This window comes from Euzebyales bacterium (assembly GCA_035461305.1).
Classification (GTDB): Bacteria; Actinomycetota; Nitriliruptoria; order Euzebyales; family JAHELV01; genus JAHELV01.
This window is the reverse complement of record DATHVN010000133.1, coordinates 1-23,285: the sequence shown is the minus strand read 5'-3', so window position 1 is coordinate 23,285 and position 23,285 is coordinate 1. Positions and strand designations below refer to the sequence as shown.

Genomic DNA, 23,285 nt, shown 5'->3' with positions numbered 1-23,285 from the left:
GGCGACATCGAGACCCTGTCGCGCCAGATCACCCAGACGCTGGCGGGCCTGAACCGCTCGACGACCGGACCGGTGCTGTCATCGACGCTCAAACGGGCGATGCTGCGCAAGGACCCGACCTTCAGCGAGGCGGACTTCGGCTTCCGTGGGTTCGGTGAGCTGCTGCGCCACCTCGAGTCGCGCAAGGTGATCGAGACGACGCCCGGACCCGCAGCGGGGGACCCGGAGGTCGGCTTCCCGGCCGAGGGCAGCAACGAGGAGCATGCGTTCGCGCTCCTCGTCGACGTCGTCCGCGACCTCAGCACGGAGGGGTCGGGACCACCACTGTCGGGACTGAAGGACCAGCTGCGCAAGCGGCAGCCGGACTTCAGCGAGAAGGCGTTCGGGTTCAGTGGGTTCCTGCAGTTCTGCAAGGCCGCGAAAGCACGGGGGCTGCTGACCATGGAGTGGGACGAACGGGCGGACGACTACCTGCTCGAGGTGGCGCAGGCCGAGGCGGCCGGCGCCGGTGGCCGGCGGAGCCGACGGTGAGCGCCGTGGGAGCCGGCACGAGGCAGTCGGACGACGAGGCCGTGACCGTGGACGCCCCGCCGTCCACGGCCGACATCCAGGACCGCGCCGTGCGCGTCGTGCTGGTCGACGACCACGCGCTGGTGCGCGACGGCCTGCGCAGCGTGCTAGCTCACTTCGACGACCTGAAGATCGTCGCCGAGGCGGACAACGCCGAGGCGGCCGTCAAGGCGGTCACGGCGCACGAGCCCGACGTCGTCGTGCTCGACCTGCAGCTGCACCACGAGGACGGCCTCGAGGTCATGCGCGCTCTGACCGCGCAGGGGCTTGACCCCGCCGTGCTGGTGCTCAGCGTCCTCGATGACCCCGACCGCGTGCGCGCCGTGCTGCGTGCGGGTGCCCGGGGCTACCTGCTCAAGACGGAGCGTCCTGACGAGCTGGCCGCTGGCATCCGCCGCGCCGCCGCCCGACGCTGGGTGATCGGGGAACCGTTCATCGGGATGCTGGTCGAGGCGTTCATCGGCGCGATCCCGCTGGGTGTGCCACCAGTGACCCCGCGTGAGCAGCAGGTCCTGCACCTGCTGGCCGAGGGCCTGCCCAACCGCGCGGTGGCCGAGCGTCTGGGCATCTCCACACGCACGGCCCAGAAGCACGTCGAGAACCTGTTCAAGAAGTTCAACGTCCACGGCCGGAGTGAGCTGGTCGTGGTGGCCGGCCGCTCGGGCCTACCCGTCTGATGTCGACGCCTGCGAGTGCCGGGGCGTGGTGCCGCGATCCACGAAGAAGTTACGACGGTGAAACATTCGAATGATGGCCGGGAAACGTCCGGCCATGATGCTGAGCGTGTCCCCGCGCCGACATCGGCGTTCGACAGGAAGGACCGTGCATGAAACTGGTCGTGGCGATCGTCAAGCCCTTCAAGGTGGAGGACGTCAAAGACGCCCTGCGCGAGGTCGGGATCGCCGGCCTGACCGTCACCGAGGCGCGCGGGTTCGGGCGCCAGCGCGGACACACCGAGGTCTACCGGGGCGCCGAGTACCAGGTGGACTTCGTGCCAAAGAGCCGGATCGAGGTCATGGTCGACGACCCGCAGGTCGACGGCGTGATCGACGCCATCGTCAAGTCGGCGCGGACCGGCAAGATCGGCGACGGCAAGGTGGCGGTGCTGCCGCTCGAGGACGTCGTGCGCATCCGCACCGGAGAGCGCGGGCCTGAGGCGATCTGATCCCGCTACGGACCTGAGCGCCGACCAGCCCCGGCGGGCACCCTACCCCATCGCCGTCGACGCGGCGATGGGGCCGCAGTGGTGCCGGGCGTGGACCGACGAGCTTGACGCGGCGCTCGGCGCGTGGCTCGCCGTCGACGCGCCGCGGGCCGGCGGGCTGACCCTCGCGGCGCTGGGCAGTTACGCCCGGCGTGAGGTCTGCCCCCTGTCCGACGTCGACCTCCTCGTCCTGCACGACGGATGGTCCGACGACGACCTGGAGCAGGTCGTGCGGTCGCTGTGCTACCCACTGTGGGACGCCGGTCTCCGGGTCGGCTACGCGGTCCATACACCGAAGACGGCGGTGCGTGCCGCGGGCGACCGCATCGACACCGCGACAGCGCTGCAGGACCGGCGGCTGGTGTGGGGGGACCCCGGGCTGCTCGACCAGGTCGCAAGCGCGTATGGTCGGTGGCTGCGCCGACGCAGCGGCAAGGTGCTGACCCGGCTCGCGGCGGCGGACGACGCCCGCCACCGCCGCGCCGGTGCCCAGCCGGGCATGTTGGAGCCGGAGGTCAAGTCGGGGGCGGGTGGTCTGCGCGACCTGCACAGCCTGCGATGGGCGTCGGGCATGGTGCTCGGCGAGCCGGGACTGCGGCCGCTCGTCGGCGCGCGCTACCTCGGAGCCACGGACCACCGGGCCCTGCAGCGTGCCAACGCCGAGCTGTTGACGGTGCGCTGTGCCCTGCACCTGTGCACGTCGATGCCCGAGCCCAGCGACGTGCTGCGCCTGGACCAGCAGGACGAGGTCGCCAAGCTGATGGGCGCCGGCAGCGCGGACGAGGTGCTCTCACGGGTCAACCTGGCAATGCGGACCGTCGCGCACGTGCACGGGCGCACCTGGCCGCTCCTGCTGGCCGATGCCAGGTCGGGACGGCGCCGCGGGCGTGCGAGCCCGGTGCCACTCGACGAGGACATCGCACTGGTCGATGGCCTCGTCGAGATCGACGACGACCGCAACATCCGGCAGGACCCCGCGCTGGCCATGCGGACCATGGCGGCTGCCGCGCGTCACCGCAGCCACCTGGGCCGCGCCACAGTGACCCGCCTGCAGCACGACCTGGCGGGGGTCGACCACCTGCCGTGGGACCAGCGGGTCCGCGCGGCGTTCCTCGCGGCGTTGCGGGCGGGCCCCGAGGCCCTGCCCGCGCTAGCCGACGCCGACCACATCGGGCTGCTGGCGGCCCACCTGCCCGAGTGGCGCCGCGTGCGCGGGTATCCGCAGCGCAACCCCTACCATCGGTACGACCTCGACACGCACCTGGTGCAGACGGTGTCGTGGGTACAGCGCATCGCCGACGGTGAGCTGGGCCAGCGCCTGGCGGCCGTGTACGAGCGCCTCAACGATCCCGACGTCCTGTTGCTCGGCGCGCTGTTCCACGACGTCGGCAAGGCGTGGGATGGCGATCACGCAGTCGTCGGCGCCCAGATCGCCGGGCGGTGGATCTCGTCGATGGGCTTCGACCAGCGCCGAGCGCAGCGCGTCGCGCGCCTGGTCCGGCTGCACCTGCTGCTGCCGGACGTGGCCCAGCATCGCGATCTCGACGAACGCGGCGAGATCCAGGCGGTCGCCGACCGGGTGGTCGACACCGAGACCCTCGACGCGCTGCTGGTACTGTCGCTTGCCGACGCCCGCGCGACGGGGCCCAGCGCCTACTCGCCCTGGAAGGACGGGCTGCTGTCGGAGCTGCACGCGCGGGCGCGGCGGGCGCTGACGGGTGGGTCGGGGGGCATCGCGGTCGCCGACCCGGAGACCAAGGTCGTCGCCGCCCGCGACCGCAGCGACGAGGTGCCCCCTGGTGCGATGGACCGCCTGCTGGCCGACCCTCCCGACCGCTACCTGCTGGCGGCCGACGTCGATCAGCTCGTCGAGCACGCGCGCATGCTCGCGTGGCTGGAGCCGTCGGATCCCGTCGCGGTCACCGTGCGTGAGAACGACGACGAGGAGACGGCGGTCATCAGCCTCGTCGGCTGGGACCGGCGTGGCCTGCTGGTCGATGTGGTCGGGACGCTGGCCGGGTTGGGGCTCGACGTGCTCGAGGCACGAGCGTTCACGCGACGCGACGCCGCCGTGCTCGACTGGATCGTCGTGCGGCGGCGCGCCAACGCGCCCGCACCCGCGCTCGACCAGCTGATCATCCAGGTCGAGGCGGCAGGGCGCGGCACGGCGGACGTCGAACGGTCGGTGTCACGCCAGGAGCGGCGCTGGGACGAGCGTCCCGGCACGGAGGTGCTGCTCATCGAGCCGGGAGTGGTGATCGACCGGGGGCCGAGGGTCACCCGCATCGAGGTCGAGGGGCGGGACGCGCCGGGCGTGTTGTTCCGCCTGTTGCGTGTGCTGGCGGACGCCGGGCTGGATGTGTCCGCCGCGCGCGTCGCCACGCTCGGGCCGCAGGTGCGTGATGTGTTCTTCGTCGACTCCGACGACGACGTCGACTGGGACGACCTGGCCGCGCAGCTGCGCACCGTCGTCAGCGCGACCTCGGACCCCTGAGTGTGGCAGCTGATGCCGGTATCCCGGCACGGGCTGCCACGTCAGCGCGTCAGTCGCCGAGGATGCCGCCCTCGGTCATGCGCTTGATGTCGAGCTGCCGGTCCAGCTCCTCGTCGCTGAGCACACCGGCCTCGGCGACGACCTCGCGCAGCGGGCGGTCCTCGGCCATCGCCTGCTTGGCCAGCTTCGCCGACGTGTCGTAGCCGATCGCGGGCACCAGCGCTGTCACGATCGCGAGGTCCTTCTCGACCAGCTCGCGGGCCCGGTCCACGTCGGCGGTGATCCCGACGATGCACCTGTCGACGAAGTTGTGGCAGGTCGCGGTCAGCAGGCGCAGCGACTCGAGCACGTTGCGCGCGATCAGCGGGATGTGGACGTTCAGCTCGAAGTTGCCCGACATGCCGCCGATCGTGACCGCGGTGTCGTTGCCGATGACCTGCGCGGCGACCTGCGTGACCGACTCGGCGATCACGGGGTTGACCTTGCCGGGCATGATCGAGCTGCCCGGCTGGACCTCGGGCAGCCGGATCTCGCCGAGGCCTGTGCGTGGCCCCGAGCCGAGCCAGCGCAGGTCGTTGGCGATCTTGGTCAGCGACACCGCGATCACCTTGCAGGCCCCCGACAGTTCGACGAGTGCGTCGCGGGCGCCCTGCGCCTCGAAGTGGTTGGTCGCCTCGCGCAGCTCCTCCAGTCCGGTCTGGGCACGCAGCTCCGCGATGATCGCTTCGGCCTGCCCGGGCGGGGCGTTGAGGCCCGTCCCGACCGCGGTGCCGCCCAGCGGCAACTCCGCCACGCGCTCCAGGGCGGCGCGGACGCGGTCGCCGCCCAGCTCGACCTGGCGGGCGTAGCCGGAGAACTCCTGGCCCAACGTGACCGGAGTGGCGTCCATCAGGTGGGTCCGCCCCGGCTTGACGACGTCGACGAACTCGTCGGCCTTGGAGGCCAACGCGTCGCGGAGGCGTTCCAGCGCTGGCAGCAGGTCCTGTGAGGCAGCGCGGTAGGCGGCGATGTGCACGGCCGTCGGGAACACGTCGTTGGAGCTCTGCCCCGCGTTGACGTGGTCGTTGGGGTGCACTGGGTCCTTGCTGCCGATCGTCCCGCCAAGCAGCTCGATCGCACGGTTGGCGATGACTTCGTTGGCGTTCATGTTCGAGCTGGTGCCTGAGCCCGTCTGGAACACGTCGACGGGGAAGTGGTTGGCCAGGGAGCCGTCGGCGATCTCTTGCGCCGCCTGGGTGATCGCCTCGTGGAGACGGTGGTCGAGCACGCCCTGGCGGTGGTTGACCGTCGCGGCCGCGCGCTTGATCTCCCCCAGTGCGCGCACGACCTCGACCGGGATGCCCCCCTCGGAGATCGGGAAGTTCTGGACGGCCCGCTGCGTCTGTGCCCCGTAGTACGCCGATGCAGGGACCTGCATCTCGCCCATCGAGTCCCGCTCGGTGCGGTGCTGCCCGCCGTCGGTCGCGGCGCGCATCCCGTCGCCGGCCGTCCCTGTGTCGCTCACGGTCTGCCGCCTTGCCTCGTGCCCTACGCTGGAGCTCACGATCCTAGTAGGCGACGGTGTCGTAGGGGTGGCTACCTTGGGAGCCACCGCGGCTCGCGCGGGCATGTCGCGGGCATGGCATCTGGAGCGGAACCACGATGAATGACCCAGCAACGGGAGACGAGGCCGACGGCGTTGTCGGCGACTCCACCCTCGGGGGGACCAACGGGGAGGTGTCGTCCTCGAACGACACACCATCCTCGGGGCCTATGTCACGACGCCGCCGGTCCAGGGGGTCGTCCACGGCGTCGAGGGCCGACGACGCCGGTGCAGACCAGGATGCGGGTGCGCCCGACGATATCCCTCCAACCCTCGACCTGACGATGTTCGACGACGACCTCGACGACGACGACATCACCGACGAGACGCCGCTTTTCGACGATGGTGACGGAACGCCCGACGACGCCGCGGACGTCGACGGCACGATTGCCGGTGACGACGTGTCGGACGGTGCGGAGGAGTGGGCCGGTCCGCGGCCACTCGACGACGACGACCTCGCCGCGCTCGACCCCGCCGCGCTCGAGGACGACCTCGTCGACGAGCACGAGATCGCGGACGTCGCGGAGTCACCAGCACCAGCGGGCCCGGCATCGGCCCGCACGGCCGACGACCTCACGTCGGACACCGTGCTGCGGAGCAACTCGCGGCCACCGCAGTCGGGCTGGCGCCGGCTGATCCACCAGTTGACCGGCGGCGTCGTGTCGCCAAACGCGTCACGCGGTGATCGTGCACGCGCCGAGCAGGTGCGCGCGATGCGCACGCTGGTGGCCCATCCCCGTCGCATCACGGTGCTGTCCCGCAAGGGTGGTGTCGGCAAGACGACCACCACGTTGATGCTCGGGCAGACGCTGGCCGGCGAACGCGGTGACCGCATCGTCGCCGTCGACGGCAACCCCGACGCGGGCAACCTTGGCTATCGGATCAAGCCGAAGGGACCGGAGGCGTCGGTCACGGACCTGCTCAACGAGCTCGAGAACATCCACCGCTATGCCGACATGCGCAAGTTCACGACGCAGACGTCTGCCGGCCTCGAGGTGCTGCGCAGCGACGACGATCCGCAGATCTCCACCGCGCTCGGGGATCAGGAGTACGGCGCGATCATGTCGCTGCTTGACCGCTTCTACAACCTGATCCTGATCGACACCGGCACCGGCATCCTCGACAGCGCCGTGCAGGGCATCCTCGACGGCACCGACCAGATCGTGCTGGTGGTGTCGCCCAGCCTCGACGCCGCGCGGTCCGCCAGCCAGACGCTGGACTGGCTGACCGAACACGGCTTCGTCGGTCTGGTCGAGAACGCGGTGGCCGTCATCAACCAGACCCGGCGCTCGACTATGGTCGACGTCGCCCGCATCGAGGACCACTTCTGGGACCGCTGCGGCGCGACCGTGCGCGTCCCGTGGGACAGCTTCCTGGAGGCCGGCGCCGAGACGGAGCTCGCCGACCTGCGGCCCGCGACCCGCCAGGCCTACCGTCACCTGGCCGCCGCCGTCGCCCGGCGGTTCGACACGTGACGACGTGACCACGTTGCTGCTGATCCGCCACGGGGTGACGGTCGCGACCGGGCAACGCCTGGGCGGGCGCACGCAGGCGGAGCTCAGCGATGCCGGCCGCGCGCAGGCGCGCGCCGTGGCGGAGCGCCTCGCCGGGCTCCCGGTCCGCGCGGTCTACACGAGCCCCCTGGCACGCACGTGGCAGACCGCGGAGCTGATCGGCGAGGCCGTCGGGAAGGATCCCGTCGCGTGCGAGGGCCTGCTGGAGGTCGACTACGGTCGCTGGACCGACCGCTCCCTGAAGGCGGTCGCGCGCACGAAGATGTGGCCGGTCATCCAGGCCCGGCCGTCGCTGGCGTCGTTTCCCGACGGCGAGACGATCCGCCGCGCGCAGCTGCGCGCGGCCGACGCGGTCGAGGAGCTGGTCGCGCGTCACCGCCGCGGGGTCATCGTGGCCGTGAGCCACGCCGACGTCATCAAGGCGCTGGTGGCGTTCTACCTGTCCCTGCCGCTCGACGCGTTCCAGCGGCTGCACGTCACCCCGGCGTCGGTGTCGGTGCTGGCGCTGTCTCCGGGTGGCCGGCCCGTACTCGTCCGCTTCAACGACGACGGGCCCCTGCGCGCCGAGGACTTCCGCCCGCCCCGCCGGACGACGAAGGCGAAAGGCAAGGCATGACCCAAGTAGCGAAGCGGGAGGTCGAATGCCATGACCGGATCCTTCGAGTACCGACCCGTCGACTGGGTGACCGCCGGCGCCGTCGGGGAGCCCGGGCGGCGTGCCTTCTACATCCAGGCGCGGTCGTCGGGTGATCTGGTGTCGCTGCTCGTCGAGAAGGACCAGGTGCGCATGCTCGCCCGGCTCGCTCAGGAGCTGCTCGGTCGGGTCGACGTCACGGTGACCCCCGACGACCTCGACACCGCCGGCCAGCGCTTGCGCGAGCCCGTGGAGCCGCTCTGGCGCGCCGGCGCGATGAGCCTGGGCATGGATCCCGACGGCCGGCAGTTCGTGCTGGAGGCGGAGGAGCTGGTGGGCGACGACGCACGCGAGCCGGCCGTGGCACGGTTCTGGATGGATCAGTCGCAGCTGGTCGCACTCGCCGCGTACGCCGCGTACGCCGTCGAGGCCGGCGCCCGCGAGCGGTGCCGGCTGTGCGGCCGGCCGATCGATCCCGTCGACGGTCACGTCTGTCCGGCCACGAACGGCCATGGGCAGCTCACCATCTGACGCCGCTCCTCTGGAGCTGCTGTGCTCCACGGAGCTCGGGGTCGTCGGCCGCCTGTCGGGTGCCAGCAACCACACCCTGCTGGTGCGGCTGGGTGACGACGGGGACGCCTTCGCGGTGTACAAGCCGCGGCGTGGCGAGCGGCCGCTGTGGGACTTCCCGGCGGGCACGCTGTGCCGGCGGGAGGTCGCGGCGTACCGGGTGAGCGCGTTCCTCGGCTGGGACCTCGTGCCGCCGACGGTGCTGCGGGACGGGCCGCTCGGCCAGGGCTCGGTCCAGCAGTTCGTGCCGCACGATCCTTCGGACCACTACTTCACGCTCGTCGAGGAGCCGGCGTTGCACGAGCGCCTTGCGCAGCTCGCCACGTTCGACCTGCTCGTCAACAACGCCGACCGCAAGGGTGGCCACGTGCTGCGGGTGCTCGACGCGGACCGGCTCGTGGGCATCGATCATGGGCTGACGTTCCACCCGCAGCCGAAGCTGCGCACGGTGATCTGGGATCTGGGGGGCACCACGATCGCCGACACGTGGCGTGCCGATCTCAGCCGGCTGTCCGCGACGCTGCGCCGCGACGACAGCGTTGTCGTCGAGGACCTGCTCGCAACGGAGGAGGTCGAGGCGCTCGGCAGGCGCGCCGATCTCCTCGCCGGCGCAGAGGCGTTGCCCAACCCTCCGGCCGACCGCCGTCCGTACCCGTGGCCACCGGTCTGACCCCTGCGGTCCCGCACGCTGCAGGCGTCAGCCGTTCGGGAATCGTTCGGGTTCGTTCCGGCGTCCGCCCGGCCACGTCACCGCCACGTCGGTACGCTGCCGGGTGTGCCTGAGCGTGCGGCCGCCATGATCCTCGTCGTCGATGACGAGGATCTCGTGCGCGAGGTTGTCAGCGACTACCTGGCGCGCGACGGTTACCGGGTGATCCCCGCGGCCGACGCGCCCGGCGCGCGGGACCTGCTCGACCGGCATCGTCCCGACCTCGCGGTGCTCGACATCATGCTGCCCGGTGGCGACGGCCTCGCGCTCGTGCGCGAGCTGCGGGCGGCGGGGTCGACACTGCCGATCATCCTGCTGACCGCCCGCGGCGACGAGATCGACCGCGTCATGGGGCTGGAGCTCGGCGCCGACGACTACGTGACCAAGCCGTTCAGCCCCCGCGAGCTCGTGGCGCGTGTCCGGTCGGTGCTGCGTCGCACCGGCGGACGCGGGCCCGTCGACCCCGCCACCCTCGGCGCGGGCGACCTGCGCATCGACGTCGCGTCGCGCGAGGTCCACGTCGGCGACAGGCTCATCGACCTGACGCCCAAGGAGTTCGACCTGCTCGCGTGCCTGGCCGCCGCCCCACGTCGGGTGTTCAGCCACGAGGCGCTGCTGCAGCAGGTCTGGGACTCGTCGGGCCGCTGGCAGGATCCCGCAACCGTCACGGTGCACGTCGGCCGGTTGCGGCGGAAGCTCGGCACCCGCGATGGAGGCCCGTCCATCACGACGGTGTGGGGCGTCGGCTACCGATTCGACCCATGAGGCCCCTGACACGGGTGGCGATGCTCGCGGCGGCGGTGCTGACCGCCGTGCTGATCGCGACGTTCCTGCTGCGACCGTCGACCGCCGACCTCCTCGTGCTGACGGGCCTGTTCGCCGTGCCTGCGGTGGTGGCGGCCGCCGCCGCGCTCGCGCTGATGCAGCGCGTACGCAGCATCGCCGGTGCGCTACGGGCCATGGTCGTCGTGGCACTCGGTGGCACGGCCCTGGTCGTCGCCGGTGCCGCCTCGGTCATGGTGGTCGACGGACACGACGCCCGGGTCGTGCTGCTCGCGCTGGGGCTGGGCAGCGCAGTCGGCCTGGTCGCCGCCGGGTGGATCGGCGAGGGACTGGCCGCCGACCTCGGGCGTCTGGCCGCCACTGCACGCCGGATCGGTCGCGGTGAGCTCGATGCGCGCACCGGCATCGAACGCGGAGGTGAGGTCGGTGAGCTCGTGGCCGCGGTCGACGACATGGCGGCCCGCCTCGAGGGCGCGGAGTCCGACCGTCGACGCGACGAGTCGGCCCGCCGCGACCTGCTCGCCGCGCTCGGCCACGACCTGCGCACGCCGCTGGCCTCCCTGCGCGCCGCGGTGGAGGCGCTGCAGGATGGCGTCGCACGCGATCCCGAGCGGTACGTCGACGCGATGGCCGCCGACATCGACGTGCTCGCGCGGCTCGTTGACGACCTGTTCACGCTCGCGCGGATCGAGCGCGGCGAGCTGCGGCTGCAGCCCGAACCCGTGGACCTCGCCGAGCTCGCCGACACGACCGTCGCCGCGCTCGAGGCGTTCGCGCAGCGGCGCGACCTGGCGCTGACCCTGTCCGTCGACGGTGACACGACGGCTGTGGTCGACCCGCACGCGATAGGTCGTGTGCTGCGCAACCTCTTGGACAACGCGCTGCGCCACGCCCCGGACCGAACGACCGTCGACGTCACGGTGGTCGGCAACGGCGACCACGTCGCGCTGGCGGTCACCGACGAGGGCCCCGGGTTCGACCCGTCCTTCCGGGCGCGGGCAACGGCGGTGTCGACCAGGTTCGACGAGGCGCGCACCCGCAGCGGCGGTGGCGCCGGCCTGGGCCTGCCGATCGCCCGCGGGCTGGTGGAGGCCCACGGCGGCCGGTTGCTCGTCCATCCGCAGCCCGGCGGGCGCGTCACCGTGCAGCTGCCACGCTGACGGTCGCCGTAGGATCGACGGGCAGTCGAGGCGACCCGAGGCGAGGACGATGGCGCAGCTGGTGCAGGTCGAACAGATCGAGGCCGCCCGGCGCAGGCTCGACGGGGTGATCGAGCCGACACCGGTCCAGTCGTCGCGGGCGGCGTCGGCAGCGGTCGGCGCGCGGGTCCTTCTCAAGTGCGAGCACCTGCAGCGGACGGGGTCGTTCAAGCTGCGCGGGGCGTACCACCGGATCTCGACGCTGTCGCCCGACGAGCGTGCCCGTGGCGTGGTGTGCGCGTCCGCCGGCAACCATGCGCAGGGGGTGGCGCTGTCGGCACGCCTCCTCGACGTCGAGGCAACCGTGTTCATGCCGGCGGGCGCGCCGCTGCCGAAGATGGCAGCGACCCGCGGCTACGGGGCGCGCATCGAGCTGGTGCAGGGCGGGGTCGGCGAGGCGCTCGAGGCCGCCATCGCCCACGCACGTGAGCACGGCGCGGTCTTCGTGCACCCCTTCGAGCACCCCGACGTGATCGCCGGACAGGGCACGCTGGGACTCGACATCGTCGACGAGGTCGACGACATCGGCGCGGTCGTCGTGCCGATCGGCGGCGGCGGCCTGATGTCGGGCGTCGCGGCGGCGCTGCGCGCCCGCCGTCCGGGGGTCCGGATCGTCGGCGTGCAGTCCGAGCAGGCGGCCGCCGTGCCGGCGTCGCTGGCGGCCGGCGAGCCGGTGACCGTCGAGGTCGGCGACACGATCGCGGACGGCATCGCGGTGTCGCGTCCGGGAGAGCTGACGTTGGCGCACATCGCCGCACACGTCGACGAGGTCGTCACCGTCGACGACGCGACGATCGCCCGGGCCGTGCTGCTGCTGGCCGAGCGGGCCAAGCAGGTGGTCGAGCCGTCCGGCGCCGCCGGACTCGCGGCCCTCCTGGCGGGCGTCCTCGCACCACCGGTGCCCGAGCCGGTCGTGGTCCTGTTGTGCGGGGGCAACGTCGACCCGCTGCTGCTCGCCCGCATCATCCAGTCCGGCCTCGTGTCGGAGGGGCGCTACCTCGCGCTGCGCACGCGGGTTCAGGACAGGCCCGGGGCGTTGTCGGGGGTGCTTGAGCTGATCGCGGACTGTGGCGCGAACGTCGTCGGCGTCGAGCATCACCGCCTCAAGCCAAAGCTCGGACTGATGGAGGTCGAGCTCGAGGTCGCGCTCGAGACCCGTGGCGCCGGCCACAGCGACGAGCTGATCGCCGGACTGCGTGACGCGGGCTACCCGGTCGAGCGCTGACGTCGCCCGCGGAACGCTCGGCTGTCGGGTCGGGCGTGTTGGCCGTGCCACGGGTGGAGAGGGTGTGGCGTCCACTCCATCCCCGACCGAGGAATCCCGCATGCCTCCGCGTCCATGCGTCGCCGCCGCAGGTCGACGGACGCCGTGGGACGTGGCGGTGGTCGTGCCCGCACGCGACGAGGTCGAGCTCCTCCCGCGGTGCCTGGCATCCATCGTGGCAGCCGCCGGCAGCGTCCCGGCGCCCGGTCGTACGCACATCGTCGTGGTCGCGGACCGGTGCGTCGACGACACCGAGGCTGCCGCGGCCGCGGCGCTCGCCTCGGCCAACGCCTCGATCCTGCGTGCGCGCTGCACGAGCGTCGGCAGCGTGCGCCAGTTGGGCGTGGACGCCGCCCTGCGCATGTGGCCACCGGACCCGACCCGCCGGGTGTGGATCGCGATGACCGACGCCGACAGCGTCGTGCCACCGGACTGGCTGGCCTATCAGCTCCGCGCGGCGGCACGTGGTTGGGACGCCGTCGCCGGTGCCGTCACGGTCAGCGACTGGGAGGACCGGTCACGGCGGACGTCCGAGGCGCTGGTCGCCTACCGCCGTGACCAGCGCCGGGCGGGGACATGGTCGGTCCACGGTGCCAATCTGGGTGTGCGGGCGGACGTGCTGGCGGCGGTCGGTGGTATCCCCGCCGTCGTCCACTCCGAGGACGCCGGCACGGTCGCCCTGTTGGAGCGGTCCAGCCGCGCGGTCCTGCGCACGTCCGAGCTGGTCGTCACCACCAGCGCACGGCGCTCGTGGCGGGCACCCGGAGGCTTCAGCACGCTGCTCGATCAGTTCGGCGCTGCCGCGGGGCTCATGTCAGGTCCGGCTGAACGACTCGATGACGAGGCGATCCTCGACGTGCCACAGCATGCGCCGAAGCGACCCGTCACTCCGTAGCACCTCGTGGACCTCGTCGCCGTGCAGCACGTGGTCGGGGGACCGGCCGCGCCAGTGCACGGCGAGGAGTTCCCCGCTGTCGACGAGTGCTCCGACGGCCCTGTCGCGCAGGCGCACAAGCGTCGCTGGCTCGAGGTAGTAGCCGATCTCGCTGAGCACGACGAGGTCGAACGACCCGTCCGGCCACTCGTCCGGCACCGCCATGCGCCTGACCGTCACGTGTGGCAGGTCGCCGAGGCGCGCACGTGCGAGGACAATGGCGCCGGGCGCGACGTCGACCGCTAGCAGCTGTGCGCACCGAGGTGCCAGTGCGGCCGTCAGCAGACCGATCGCACACCCGGGCTCGAACGCCCGCTCGTAGCGCTCCCTGCGCAGGCAGGCGACGGTCAACGCGCGCTTCCGGCGCTCGGACCAGCGATGCTCGAGATCGTAGGGGTCGTCGGACGCGCCGTAGCGTGCTGCGAAGGGGTGGTCACCGATGCGGCCGGACTGCGGATCCACCGCGTCTGCGTCGTCGGTCATGGCGTCCCTCCCGTGGGCCGCGTCAGTCGATGAGGTCACGTCAGTACGAATCTCCCAGGTCCGGCGGTGCCGGTCGAGCATGGCGGGGGGCACGATGGCCGCGGTGCCGGGATCCAGCGGTGTGGTCTGCGAGGTGTAGCAGCTGATCGCCAGGTCCTTCGCATGGCGCGGGGTGTCGGACAGGTCGATCCGCTGGGGCCGCCACGACCGGAGCGCCGGGTGACCCGGTCGCGCCCAGTGCCACGCCCACAGCGGGTAGCCCAACAGCCGGGCGCCCGCAGCGGCGGCGGCCCGCGCTGCGGCCCGTCCGGCGGCGTCGTGGTCGCGGTGGCCGTCCGCCTCCCACGGAGCGAGCAGCCAGTCGTCCGTGTCGGCGAGCTGGATAAGCGCGTCGGCGAGCTCTGACTCGTGGTCGGCGACCGCCGCGTCCGGGATCTGCAGGCGCACGATCTGCGTGGCATCGATGCCCAGGTACGCCAGCGCGGCGACCTGCTCGGCGCGCCGCCGGCGGGCCAGGTCCGCGCGTTGGCGCGCGGCCGTGGTTGAGTGAGACGCCTCGCCGTCGGTGACAGCGACCACGACCACCTGCCAGCGACCTCGCCCGAGCAGCCACAGCAGCCCGCCAACCGCCAGCGTCTCGTCGTCCGGATGCGGGCTGACGACCACGGCACGCCCTGCGGCGCCGAGCTGGAGGCGAGGCCAGACCGCCGGAGCACGCCACCGGCTCCACTCCGCCTCCGCGGTGCCGTCGCCGCGGAGCGACCGGGTCCTCACGGCTCGGCCACGACGGCGCGCCCGAGGGCCTCGAGGTCCCGTTCGGCATGGTGCTGGCGGAGGTAGATGGGGAGGTCGGCCGCGCGGCGGGCCATCGCCGGGTCCGCGGTCAGGCCTCCCGCTCCGATGCCACGCTCAGCATGGTCGAGCACGTCCGACGCGAGTCGTTCGACCGCCGCGCGGGTGCGCCAGGCCAGCGTGCGCAACGCCACGCCGGCGATGCCGTCGTCGATCGCGTGCGCGGCGCCACGCAACGTGGAACGCATCGCTGCGCACAGCGCGTCCGCTGCGCCGAGGTGGGCCAGGCCGTGGTGGTCGTCGTGGCGGGTGGCGACGGCGGCGCGCAGCGCCCTCGCCGCACCCAAGGCCCCGCCGTACCAGCACGCGGCCACGCCGATGCTGCCGATCCAGAACCCCGGACGGCCCAGGTACCACCCGGGCGGGCCGACAGCGGCGTCCCGGTCCACCGAAACGTCGTCGAAGCGCACGTGCAGGGTGTCGCTGTCACGCATGCCGACAGCGTGCCAGGTTCCCGGCAGTGCCGTCACCCCGCGCCTGCGCAGCGCCACCGCGAAGAGCCGGTATCCGTCGTCGGCGTGGGCGGTGACCAGCGCGACGTCCAGGGCGCGTGCACCCGAGCACCACTGCTTGGTGCCGTGCAGGCGCCAACCGCCTGCCTCTGCCACAGCCTCCAGGCGACCCGTCGGTGGATCCGCCGTCCACACGCCGGCCGGCGCGGTGGGCGGCTGTCGTCCCGCCTCGGCGCAGATGGCGACCGCGTCGAGGTGGCCCTCGACCAGGCGCGCGGTCGCGAGGTCGGTCGCGGCGACCTCGGCCAGTGCCTCGAGCCGCTCGCTTGTGCCGCCGTGGCCGGGCAACGGGACCGGACCGAGCTCCGCCAGAGCCGTCTCCAGCGCGCCGCGATCGGCGCGATCCGAGCCCGGTACGCGGGTGCCGCCGTGCAGACGGGTGTGGTGGGTGATCCTGTCGTCGTCGAGCATCGCCGGTGAGCTACCCCGGCCGGCGTCCGATGAACCCGGGCTCAGACGGCGTTGTCCGCGGGAGCGTGCGTCGTGCGGTCGTGGTGGTCCAGGAACGTCCGGATCCGCGTCGCCGCCAGCTCGGCGTCGTCGACCGGCAGGCCGTGACCGGTGTCGGGCACGATCTCCACCGTGGCGTCCGGCAGCAGCGCCCGCACGCGCGCAGCTGCCGCGTGGGGCTCCATGATCGAGCTGTGGTCGGCCAGCAGCGCCAGGGTCGGGACCGTCACGGCCCGCAACGCGTCGTCGGAGAGTGCGGTGGGGCCGTCGGGAGCGTCGTGGGAGGCGGTGCGCTGGTTGGCGAGGCGTGACAGCCGCATCAGGTCGGCGTCCAGGAGCACACGCATGTGCAGACGCTCGGCCGCGCGGCGGCGCACCTGCATGGGCGCGACCGATGCGGCGAAGACCTTGACACCCCAGGCGATGAACCGTTTCAGGTCGATGTCGGCCAGCCCGCCGGGGTCGAGCAGGGTGGCGGTCGCCACGCGGTCGGGGGCGTGCCCCGCCCACAGCAGCGTCAGCGTGCCGCCGTAGGATGCCCCGACGACGTGGACGCGGTCGAGGCCGAGCCCGTCCGCGACGCTGTCGAGCCACGGCAGGTAGTCGGTGACCGCCGTGATGGGTTCGCGCTGCACGCTCAGGCCGACGTCGCCCACCAGGTCGAGGGTGTGGACCGGCCGCCCGCCGAAGCCGTGCTCCAGCATCGCCGCCCACATCAATGCGGTCCCACCCCAGCCGGGCAGCAGCAGCACGGGGGTCCCGGTGCCTGGCCAGCTGAACACGTGCGCGGCTCCGAACGGCGCCTCGATGTCAACCTCCTGCGGAGGTGCCGGCCACCGCTCGGTACGCAGGCGTGCGTACAGCTCGTGGAACCTCCGCTCGTCCTCGCTGGTGTTGAACCGCGTGAGCCTCGTGTCGTCCATCGACTGGATCCTCGTCCACCGTTTTAGTACGAGTGTACTATAGCGCACGCGCGCACGTCAGACGGAAGGTGCGACACGTGCCGAAGCAGGTCGACCACGGCGCGCGGCGACAGCAGATCATCGAGGCGCTCTGGCGCATCACCGTACGCGGCGGCCTCGAGCGGGCCAGCTTCCGCCAGGTCGCGGCTGAGGCCGGCGTGTCGGTCAACCTGATCCAGTACTACTTCGGCACCAAGGACGACCTGCTGGTCGCAGCGCTGGAGCACCTGGCGCAGCGCGTGATCGAGCGCATCCAGGCGCGCACCGGTGCGCTCGGCGGCGCGCCGACCGAGCGCGAGCTCATCGGCGCGATCTTCGACGAGTTCTTCCCCGACGACGACGTCAGCCGCACGACGATGCTGCTCTTCATCGTCTTCGAGGCCGTGGCGCTGAGCCACACCGGGCTGGCGCGGGCGGAGGCGCGGCAGATGACGGGGAGCCTGTACGGCAACGTTGCACGCCTGCTGCGGCAGGCGCAGGAGCACGGGCGTGCGCCCGCGTCCGTCGACCCCGATCAGGAGGCCGTCGTGCTCGTGGCCACGCTCACCAGCGTGTCCCAGGCCGTGCTTGGTGGCCATCTGCCGGTCGACGAAGGTCGGACGGCGATCACGTACGCGCTGGACCGGGCGCTGCCCGCCACGCCGACGTGACCGCCCACCATTCCTGGGGACGTGGTGCCGCGCATGCGTTGGGGACATCCCCACATGGAGGGCTCCCCCGATGTACCAGGACGTCGTGCCGATCATGCGTGGAGGACGTCCCCAGAGCGGACGGGACAGAGCCTCAGGCGGGGAGGTTCGGGGGCTCGCTGGCACCGGTCCCGTGCTCGACCGCGCCGGAGATCCGCCAGCGACCATCCTCCCGGGTCATCAGGTAGACGAGGCCGAGGGTCGCGCCGTCCGTGGCGGTGACCTCGATCAGGACCTGTACCTCGCGACCGGTGCGCACGCAGCCGAGCACCTCGTGGAACTCCGCGTCCGCCGCCTCTGCATAGCCCGATGTCACGATCTGACGCAGGCGGCCGGCGTCGATGCCGCTGGCGCGGAATCGCCGGCTGGTGAGGGCGAAGGCACGGTCCCAGTCGTCGCCGGCGAAGGCCGCGAGCTGCTCGGTGATCACGGCGTCGACCGCGGCGAGGTCGGCGCCGCAGTCGACCGGTGACGCGGCTGGTGGGTCGGTCGTGCCACTGCGGGGCGTCGTGGTGGGTGCAGCATCCCCGGCAGCAGCGGGCGGCATGCCGGCGGCCCGGTCCGCGGGCGGCGTGCACCCGGTCAGGAGCAGCAGCGTCAGCACGGTCGCCGCCAGACCCCGCCGGGTCGTCTGCGGCCTGTGCCCGGACCTCTCACCGGTGGTGAGCATCCCCGCAACTGTACGGGTCCGGTCACCGCGCGGCCGGGCGGCGACCCGGTCAGCCGGCCTCGACCGTCATCGCGGTCCAGATCGTGCCGACCTGGCAGACCGACACGCGATCGTCTGCCACGGTGCCCTCGATGCGGACCTCGTCGCCCTCCGCGGCGACCACCTCGCCGTCCGGACCGCGCAGCTGGAGCGGATCCGCCGACGCGGTGTAGCCCTGGGGCCACACAACCTCGACACGGCCGTCGTCGGTCTCGAGCCACACGCAGCCACCCTCCAGGGCGGGATCACCGCCGAGGGTGCCGACCAGGGTGTCTGCCGCGACAGCCGACGCCGACGCGGCCGGGGTCGCATCGCCGGTGCCGACGACCGACGACGACCCGCACGCCGTCGCGACGAGCAGAAGGACCATCAGGATCGCAGAGCGCACCGCTGGACCTCCCCGTGTCGGTTCCATCCGTTCAGACGTTCCGGCCGGCCATATCGTTGCGGTGCGGTCGGCATCCGGTCGTCACGATGGCACACTGCGTGGGTGGTCGAGTCCGTCGTCGCGCGCACCGCGACCGCCGTGCGCTCGTGGCTGTCGGCGGTCGGTCCCCGGGCGTTCGTGGCTGTCGACACCGAGACCAGCGGCTGGGATCCGTGGCGGGACCGGCTGCTGCTGGTCCAGGTCAGCGCGGGTCCGGACCATCCCGTGCTGGTGATCGACGCGACGCAGCTCGATCCCGCCGTGCTCGGGCCGCTGCTCGGTGACAGGAACGTCGCGAAGGTCTTCCACCACGCGGCCTTCGACCTGCGGTTCCTCGCGCGGGCGGGGCTGCGGGTCGAGCGGATCGCCGACACGATGCTGGCCCAGCAGCTGCTCGACGGCGGCGAGTCGACCGGTGGGCTCGGGCTGGCAGACCTGGCCTCGTTCCGGCTGGGCATGACCCTGGACAAGGACGTGCGTGCCAGGTTCCTCGGTGCCCAGTCGCTGACGCAGGAGCTCATCGACTACGCGGCGGACGACGCCGCCGCAACCTGGGGGGTGTTCGACCAGCAGCGCCACGAGCTGACGGGCCACCGCCTCGCCCGCATCGCACGGCTGGAGTTCGCCGCCCTGCCCGTGCTGGCGGACCTCGCGCTGCGAGGGATCGGCTTCGACGCCGCGCGCTGGCGGGTGCTGATGGCTGACCTGGAGCGACGCCTCCCTGGCCTGGCCGACGCCGTCCAGGCCGCGCTGCTGACCGACGACAGTCCGCGCAACCTGTTCGGGCCGGAGCCGGTCAACCTCGATGCGCCGGAGCAGGTCCGTGAAGCGCTCGAGCGCGTCGGCGTCGCCCTCGAGTCGACGCGGACCGGCGTGCTGCGCGACCACGTGGACCACCCCGCCGTCGCGGCGCTGCTCGACTACCGCCAGGTCAGCAAGCTGACCAGCAACTGGGGCGGGGACTGGGCCGAGCGGGTCACGCACCCGGTCACGGGACGCGTCCACGCCGACTGGCGCCAGATCGTGGGCACGGGGCGCATCGCGTGCCGCGATCCCAACCTGACGCAGATCCCGAAGCACGGCGCGTGGCGGACGTGCTTCACGGCGGCGCCGGGTCACACCCTCGTCGTCGCCGACTACTCCCAGCAGGAGCTGCGGATCCTCGCGGCCGTGTCCGGCGACCCTGCGCTGTCGGAGGTGTTCCGTGGCAGCGGAGACCTGCACCGTGCAACCGCCGCGCTGGTGTTCGGCGTGGCCGAGGACGACGTGCGGGCCGAGCAGCGGTCGGCGGCGAAGGCGTTGAACTTCGGGTTGATGTATGGCATGGGTGCCGCAAGCTTCGCGCGCAGCACCGGTCTGACCCACGCCGAGGCGTCGGCGACGATCGACCGCTACTTCGCCACGTTCCCGCGCGTCGAGTCGTGGCTGAACGAGGCCGAGGCCGCGGGCCGGCGGGCCGGGCAGGTCCGGACCGCGCTCGGGCGGCTACGGGTGCTGCCGCGCGACGCGGACGCCGGGATGGCGCTCCTGGCGCGCAACGCGCCGATACAGGGCGCCGGCGCCGACATGACGAAGCTCGCGCTTGCCCAGGTGGAGCGGCGCCTGACTGCGCGGTACGGGCCGGGGCCGGACCGCGACGTCGGGTTGGTGCTGACCGTGCACGACGAGCTGGTCGTGCAGGCGCCCGAGATCGACGCCGCGGAGGTCGCCGCCGACGTCGTCGAGGGCATGCGGGTGGCCGCCGCCGAGCTGCTGGGCGACGTGCCGGCTGCCGTCGACGTCGCGGTCCGCGACCGCTGGGGCGCCGAACCGTAGACCGCAGGTGCGCCGGGCGGTGGGATCGGCCGTGGCTGGGCGGTACGCTGCCGCGCATGCAGCCATCGGTCACCAGCGAGATCGGCCAGCTCCGCGAGGTCGTGCTCCACCGTCCCGGCAGCGAACTGCGCAGGATCACCCCCGCCAACCGCGAGGACCTGCTGTTCGACGAGCTCGTGTGGGTCGATCGTGCCCAGCAGGAGCACGACGCGTTCGCCGACCTGCTGCGCGCCGAGGGCGTGCGCGTGCGGCTGCTCGGCGATCTGCTGGCCGAGACGCTCGCTGATCCCGAGGTCCGCACCGCCGTCATCGAGCGTCGCGCGACCCTCGACAGCTGTGGCGTCGAGCTGGTCGACCGCGTACGTGCGTACCTGGGGGAGCTCGACGCCGACCAGCTCGCCTCCACCCTGATCGGTGGTCTGACGGTCGCCGAGGTCCCGGGTGCCCTCGACGGCTTCGTCGGCGGGGTGCTGGGACCGCACGCGTTCCTGCTCCCGCCGCTGCCCAACGCGGTGTTCACCCGTGACCCCAGCGCGTGGATCGCCGGTGGCGTGGTGCGCTCGCCGATGGCGATGCCGGCTCGGCGTCCCGAGCAGATCCTCTGGGAGGCGATCTACGAGCACCACCCGGACTTCGCCGGCGCGGCGCCGATCTGGTACGGCGATGCCCGCGGCCTGCACGCGACCCTCGAGGGCGGCGACGTGCTGGTGCTGTCACCGCGGTGCGTGGCGATCGGGTTGTCCGAGCGCACGCACCCGATCGGCGTCGAGAACCTCGCCGCCCGCCTCTTCGAGGCGGGCGCCGCCGAGGAGGTGCTCGCCGTCGAGCTGCCGAAGGCGCGCGGCACGATGCACCTCGACACCGTGCTCACGGTGGTCAACACCGACGCGGTGGTCCTGTGGCCCCGGATGCGGTCGGGGGTCGACGTGTGGCGCATCGAGCCCGGTGCCAACGGGCGGATGGGCGTGACCGACGAGCCGGACCTGGTCGTCGCGCTCGCGCGCGGGCTCGGCGTCGAGCACCTCCGCGTGGTCACCACCGCCGAGGACGAGGTGCTCGCCGACCGCGAGCAGTGGGACGACGGCAACAACACCCTCGCACTGCGCCCGGGTGTGGTGTTCGCCTACGAGCGCAACGTCGACACGAACCGGCGGCTGGCGCAGGCGGGCATCGAGGTCCGCACGATCGAGGGCTTCGAGCTGCCGCGTGGTCGTGGTGGCCCGCGGTGCATGTCGTGCCCGGTGCTGCGGGACCCCATCCACACCTGAGGGGGACGCGACCGATGGGCGCCGGTCCGGGGACGCGGACGCTAGACGCGTTCCTCGAGGCCGCGCACGCCCGTGACCCTCACCGTGAACAAGCCGGCCGGCGCCTGGTACTGCACCTCGTCGCCCACGCGGGCACCCATCAGCGCACGGCCCAGCGGTGAGTCGGGGCTGATGACCGTCAGCCCGGTCGTCCGGTCCTCGCGGCTGCCGACGAGGTAGGTCTCCTCGTCACCGTCCTCGTCGACCGTGGTGACCACGCTGCCGCCGACCACGACGTCACCGGTGGGGGCCGATCCGACCTGGGCCCGGGACAGCATGTCCTCGAGCTGGCGGATGCGGGCCTCCATCTTGCCCTGCTCCTCCTTCGCCGTGTCGTACTCGGCGTTCTCGCGCAGGTCACCGTGGGCGCGCGCCGCCCTGATGGCCTGCGCGGCCTCCTCCCGACCGGTGGTCTTCAGGTGGTCGAGTTCCGCCCGCAGCTGATCGTAGGCAGACTGGGAGAGCCAGACCGTGTCGCTCAATGGAAGACACCCCGTGCGGTCGGTGGCGGTTCAGACCAAGCGCGAAGTGTAGACGTGTGGTGCAACCTTCGCGCCAGATTTCTCAGGTGCGCAAGGCGGTGCCGCCGGACGAGGACAACGAGGAGGATCGCGTGCCGGAGCTACCGGAGATCACGGCGCACGCCGAACGCCTGACGGCGGATCTGTCGGGCCACCGGCTCGACCGGTTCGAGCCGCTGTCGTTCACCGCGCTCAAGACCTACGCGCCGCCTCCGGAGTCGGCGCACGGCCACGAGCTGCGGCGTGTCGGCGCCCGCGGCAAGCACCTGCTGCTCGACGTCGAGGAGGTGACCTTCGTCGTCCATCTGATGCAGGGCGGGCGCCTGCGTCCGGACACGTCGAAGGCGAAGCGGCCGCGCAACGGCGTGGCGCGCTGGCACTTCGACGGCAGCCGGCGGCTGCTGCTGACCGAGGCGGGCACCGAGCGCCGGGCGGGGGTGTGGGTCGTTGAGGGCGACCCCCTGAGACAGGAGCCGTTGGCCGACCTCGGCCCTGACGCGGACACGGTGACCGCCGAGCAGCTCGCCGCGTTGCTGACCGAGCACCCGATGCGTCTGCACACCTTCCTGCGGGACCAGCGGGTGCTGGCCGGGATCGGGCGGCGCCTGGCCAACGAGATCTGCCACACCGCGCGGCTGTCGCCGTTCGTGGGGACCCGAGGGATGGACGACGCGCAGGTCGTGGCGCTGCACGCGGCGATCGGGGAGACCATTGCCGAGGGGCTGGCGTTCGAGCGCGGACGCGACGACATGAGCGCGTCGAAGGACCGCCCCGGCCGGGTGCACAGCCGGACCGGCGAGGTGTGCCCGGTGTGCGGCGACGAGGTGCGCGAGATCACGTACAACCGCTACACGGTCAACTACTGCGCCACGTGCCAGACCGGCGGACGGATCATGGCCGACAACGCGCTGAGCCGGCTCGGTGTCGACCGTGAGGAGTGGGGACGTGGCCGCCAGCGCAGCTAGGTGGCTGGTGCTTTTCGGCATCGGTTCCGCTGATCTGGAGGGTTGGTCGGCGAGGATCACGTGAGCTGGTCATCGTCGAAGGGAAGCGGGTGACGTTGGGGTTGGCGCAGCGCCAGGGCGATCTGCTCGACGACCT

General features: G+C 72.5%; 23 protein-coding genes. 16 read left to right on the top strand and 7 right to left on the bottom strand.

Translation table 11 applies throughout. The features are described 5' to 3' along the window. From VK923_12315 to glnD, 4 genes are all read left to right on the top strand, one after another. On the top strand, window positions 1-531 hold a 531-nt coding region (locus tag VK923_12315), incomplete at its 5' end, for an OST-HTH/LOTUS domain-containing protein (protein ID HSJ45459.1). Further along, on the top strand, window positions 528-1,247 hold the full coding sequence (locus VK923_12310) for a response regulator transcription factor (GenBank protein ID HSJ45458.1): 720 nt from the start codon (window positions 528-530) through the stop codon (window positions 1,245-1,247). The genes VK923_12315 and VK923_12310, both read left to right, overlap by 4 nt. Before the next feature lie 149 nt (window positions 1,248-1,396). Further along, a complete protein-coding gene (locus VK923_12305) occupies window positions 1,397-1,735 on the top strand; it encodes a P-II family nitrogen regulator (GenBank protein ID HSJ45457.1) in 339 nt (112 codons plus the stop codon). Window positions 1,736-1,802: 67 nt separating this feature from the next. After that, complete coding sequence (glnD, locus tag VK923_12300) at window positions 1,803-4,268, top strand: [protein-PII] uridylyltransferase (GenBank protein HSJ45456.1); 2,466 nt, start codon at window positions 1,803-1,805, stop codon at window positions 4,266-4,268. Between the two features lie 49 nt (window positions 4,269-4,317). Here the strand turns inward: glnD and VK923_12295 are convergent, their stop codons facing one another. Continuing rightward, window positions 4,318-5,772 (bottom strand): class II fumarate hydratase, encoded by a 1,455-nt coding sequence (locus VK923_12295; protein ID HSJ45455.1) that lies wholly within the window; start codon window positions 5,770-5,772, stop codon window positions 4,318-4,320. Window positions 5,773-6,134: 362 nt separating this feature from the next. Between VK923_12295 and VK923_12290 the strand changes: the two genes are divergently transcribed. From VK923_12290 to VK923_12255, 8 genes are all read left to right on the top strand, one after another. Continuing rightward, the gene (locus VK923_12290) at window positions 6,135-7,325 is read left to right on the top strand and encodes a MinD/ParA family protein (GenBank protein ID HSJ45454.1); all 1,191 of its coding nucleotides are present in this window, start codon (window positions 6,135-6,137) and stop codon (window positions 7,323-7,325) included. A gap of 4 nt (window positions 7,326-7,329) precedes the next feature. Next, the gene (locus VK923_12285; GenBank protein HSJ45453.1) at window positions 7,330-7,980 is read left to right on the top strand and encodes a histidine phosphatase family protein; all 651 of its coding nucleotides are present in this window, start codon (window positions 7,330-7,332) and stop codon (window positions 7,978-7,980) included. 30 nt (window positions 7,981-8,010) lie between these two features. Continuing rightward, window positions 8,011-8,529, top strand: coding sequence for a DUF3090 family protein (locus tag VK923_12280; GenBank protein ID HSJ45452.1), 519 nt, complete (start codon window positions 8,011-8,013; stop codon window positions 8,527-8,529). Continuing rightward, the gene (locus tag VK923_12275; GenBank protein ID HSJ45451.1) at window positions 8,510-9,238 is read left to right on the top strand and encodes an SCO1664 family protein; all 729 of its coding nucleotides are present in this window, start codon (window positions 8,510-8,512) and stop codon (window positions 9,236-9,238) included. The genes VK923_12280 and VK923_12275 overlap by 20 nt, the downstream gene beginning before the upstream one ends. Window positions 9,239-9,364: 126 nt before the next feature. Continuing rightward, window positions 9,365-10,042: a response regulator transcription factor gene (locus VK923_12270; protein HSJ45450.1), complete on the top strand. Its 678-nt coding sequence runs from the start codon at window positions 9,365-9,367 to the stop codon at window positions 10,040-10,042. Continuing rightward, window positions 10,039-11,220 (top strand): HAMP domain-containing sensor histidine kinase, encoded by a 1,182-nt coding sequence (locus tag VK923_12265; GenBank protein ID HSJ45449.1) that lies wholly within the window; start codon window positions 10,039-10,041, stop codon window positions 11,218-11,220. Before VK923_12270 ends, VK923_12265 begins: the two co-directional genes overlap by 4 nt. A gap of 49 nt (window positions 11,221-11,269) precedes the next feature. Further along, window positions 11,270-12,484 (top strand): threonine ammonia-lyase, encoded by a 1,215-nt coding sequence (gene ilvA / locus VK923_12260; GenBank protein ID HSJ45448.1) that lies wholly within the window; start codon window positions 11,270-11,272, stop codon window positions 12,482-12,484. A 100-nt stretch (window positions 12,485-12,584) separates the two neighbouring features. Then, the gene (locus VK923_12255) at window positions 12,585-13,418 is read left to right on the top strand and encodes a glycosyltransferase family 2 protein (GenBank protein HSJ45447.1); all 834 of its coding nucleotides are present in this window, start codon (window positions 12,585-12,587) and stop codon (window positions 13,416-13,418) included. Here VK923_12255 and VK923_12250 read toward each other — a convergent pair. The 3 genes from VK923_12250 to VK923_12240 are packed head-to-tail and all read right to left on the bottom strand — an operon-like array spanning window position 13,338 to window position 16,677. Then, entirely contained in the window at window positions 13,338-14,714 is a 1,377-nt protein-coding gene (locus VK923_12250) for a bifunctional PIG-L family deacetylase/class I SAM-dependent methyltransferase (protein HSJ45446.1), read from the bottom strand. The genes VK923_12255 and VK923_12250 overlap by 81 nt on opposite strands. Beyond that, window positions 14,711-15,715, bottom strand: coding sequence for an acyl-CoA dehydrogenase family protein (locus tag VK923_12245; GenBank protein HSJ45445.1), 1,005 nt, complete (start codon window positions 15,713-15,715; stop codon window positions 14,711-14,713). The genes VK923_12250 and VK923_12245 overlap by 4 nt, the downstream gene beginning before the upstream one ends. Window positions 15,716-15,756: 41 nt before the next feature. Continuing rightward, window positions 15,757-16,677 carry an alpha/beta hydrolase gene (locus tag VK923_12240; GenBank protein HSJ45444.1) on the bottom strand — a complete coding sequence of 307 codons (921 nt, stop codon included), beginning with the start codon at window positions 16,675-16,677 and terminating at the stop codon, window positions 15,757-15,759. 77 nt (window positions 16,678-16,754) lie between these two features. On the opposite strand from VK923_12240, the gene VK923_12235 reads away from it, so the two are divergent. Continuing rightward, window positions 16,755-17,366, top strand: coding sequence for a TetR/AcrR family transcriptional regulator (locus VK923_12235; GenBank protein HSJ45443.1), 612 nt, complete (start codon window positions 16,755-16,757; stop codon window positions 17,364-17,366). Between the two features lie 133 nt (window positions 17,367-17,499). Here VK923_12235 and VK923_12230 read toward each other — a convergent pair whose 3' ends face one another. Both VK923_12230 and VK923_12225 read right to left on the bottom strand, forming a co-directional pair. Continuing rightward, complete coding sequence (locus VK923_12230) at window positions 17,500-18,075, bottom strand: DUF4864 domain-containing protein (GenBank protein ID HSJ45442.1); 576 nt, start codon at window positions 18,073-18,075, stop codon at window positions 17,500-17,502. A 49-nt stretch (window positions 18,076-18,124) separates the two neighbouring features. Beyond that, on the bottom strand, window positions 18,125-18,502 hold the full coding sequence (locus VK923_12225; protein HSJ45441.1) for a hypothetical protein: 378 nt from the start codon (window positions 18,500-18,502) through the stop codon (window positions 18,125-18,127). Window positions 18,503-18,604: 102 nt separating this feature from the next. Between VK923_12225 and VK923_12220 the strand changes: the two genes are divergently transcribed. Together VK923_12220 and VK923_12215 are read left to right on the top strand one after the other, a co-directional pair. Beyond that, window positions 18,605-20,356, top strand: coding sequence for a DNA polymerase (locus VK923_12220; protein ID HSJ45440.1), 1,752 nt, complete (start codon window positions 18,605-18,607; stop codon window positions 20,354-20,356). 56 nt (window positions 20,357-20,412) lie between these two features. Further along, window positions 20,413-21,624 (top strand): arginine deiminase, encoded by a 1,212-nt coding sequence (locus tag VK923_12215; GenBank protein ID HSJ45439.1) that lies wholly within the window; start codon window positions 20,413-20,415, stop codon window positions 21,622-21,624. A gap of 41 nt (window positions 21,625-21,665) precedes the next feature. Here the strand turns inward: VK923_12215 and greA are convergent, their stop codons facing one another. Continuing rightward, window positions 21,666-22,145 carry a transcription elongation factor GreA gene (gene greA, locus VK923_12210; GenBank protein HSJ45438.1) on the bottom strand — a complete coding sequence of 160 codons (480 nt, stop codon included), beginning with the start codon at window positions 22,143-22,145 and terminating at the stop codon, window positions 21,666-21,668. A gap of 131 nt (window positions 22,146-22,276) precedes the next feature. Between greA and VK923_12205 the strand changes: the two genes are divergently transcribed. Beyond that, a complete protein-coding gene (locus VK923_12205) occupies window positions 22,277-23,149 on the top strand; it encodes a DNA-formamidopyrimidine glycosylase family protein (GenBank protein ID HSJ45437.1) in 873 nt (290 codons plus the stop codon). The last annotated feature ends 136 nt before the right edge of the window (window positions 23,150-23,285 follow it).

Bases quoted from the DNA above. Each gene is read 5' to 3' on its own strand.
- VK923_12305 (HSJ45457.1), top strand. From the start codon at position 1,397: ATGAAACTGGTCGTGGCGATCGTCAAGCCCTTCAAGGTGGAGGACGTC.
- glnD (HSJ45456.1), top strand. From the start codon at position 1,803: ATGGGGCCGCAGTGGTGCCGGGCGTGGACCGACGAGCTTGACGCGGCG.
- VK923_12290 (HSJ45454.1), top strand. From the start codon at position 6,135: ATGTTCGACGACGACCTCGACGACGACGACATCACCGACGAGACGCCG.
- VK923_12280 (HSJ45452.1), top strand. From the start codon at position 8,011: ATGACCGGATCCTTCGAGTACCGACCCGTCGACTGGGTGACCGCCGGC.
- VK923_12275 (HSJ45451.1), top strand. From the start codon at position 8,510: ATGGGCAGCTCACCATCTGACGCCGCTCCTCTGGAGCTGCTGTGCTCC.
- VK923_12270 (HSJ45450.1), top strand. From the start codon at position 9,365: ATGATCCTCGTCGTCGATGACGAGGATCTCGTGCGCGAGGTTGTCAGC.
- VK923_12265 (HSJ45449.1), top strand. From the start codon at position 10,039: ATGAGGCCCCTGACACGGGTGGCGATGCTCGCGGCGGCGGTGCTGACC.
- ilvA (HSJ45448.1), top strand. From the start codon at position 11,270: ATGGCGCAGCTGGTGCAGGTCGAACAGATCGAGGCCGCCCGGCGCAGG.
- VK923_12255 (HSJ45447.1), top strand. From the start codon at position 12,585: ATGCCTCCGCGTCCATGCGTCGCCGCCGCAGGTCGACGGACGCCGTGG.
- VK923_12245 (HSJ45445.1), bottom strand. From the start codon at position 15,715: ATGCTCGACGACGACAGGATCACCCACCACACCCGTCTGCACGGCGGC.
- VK923_12240 (HSJ45444.1), bottom strand. From the start codon at position 16,677: ATGGACGACACGAGGCTCACGCGGTTCAACACCAGCGAGGACGAGCGG.
- VK923_12230 (HSJ45442.1), bottom strand. From the start codon at position 18,075: ATGCTCACCACCGGTGAGAGGTCCGGGCACAGGCCGCAGACGACCCGG.
- VK923_12215 (HSJ45439.1), top strand. From the start codon at position 20,413: ATGCAGCCATCGGTCACCAGCGAGATCGGCCAGCTCCGCGAGGTCGTG.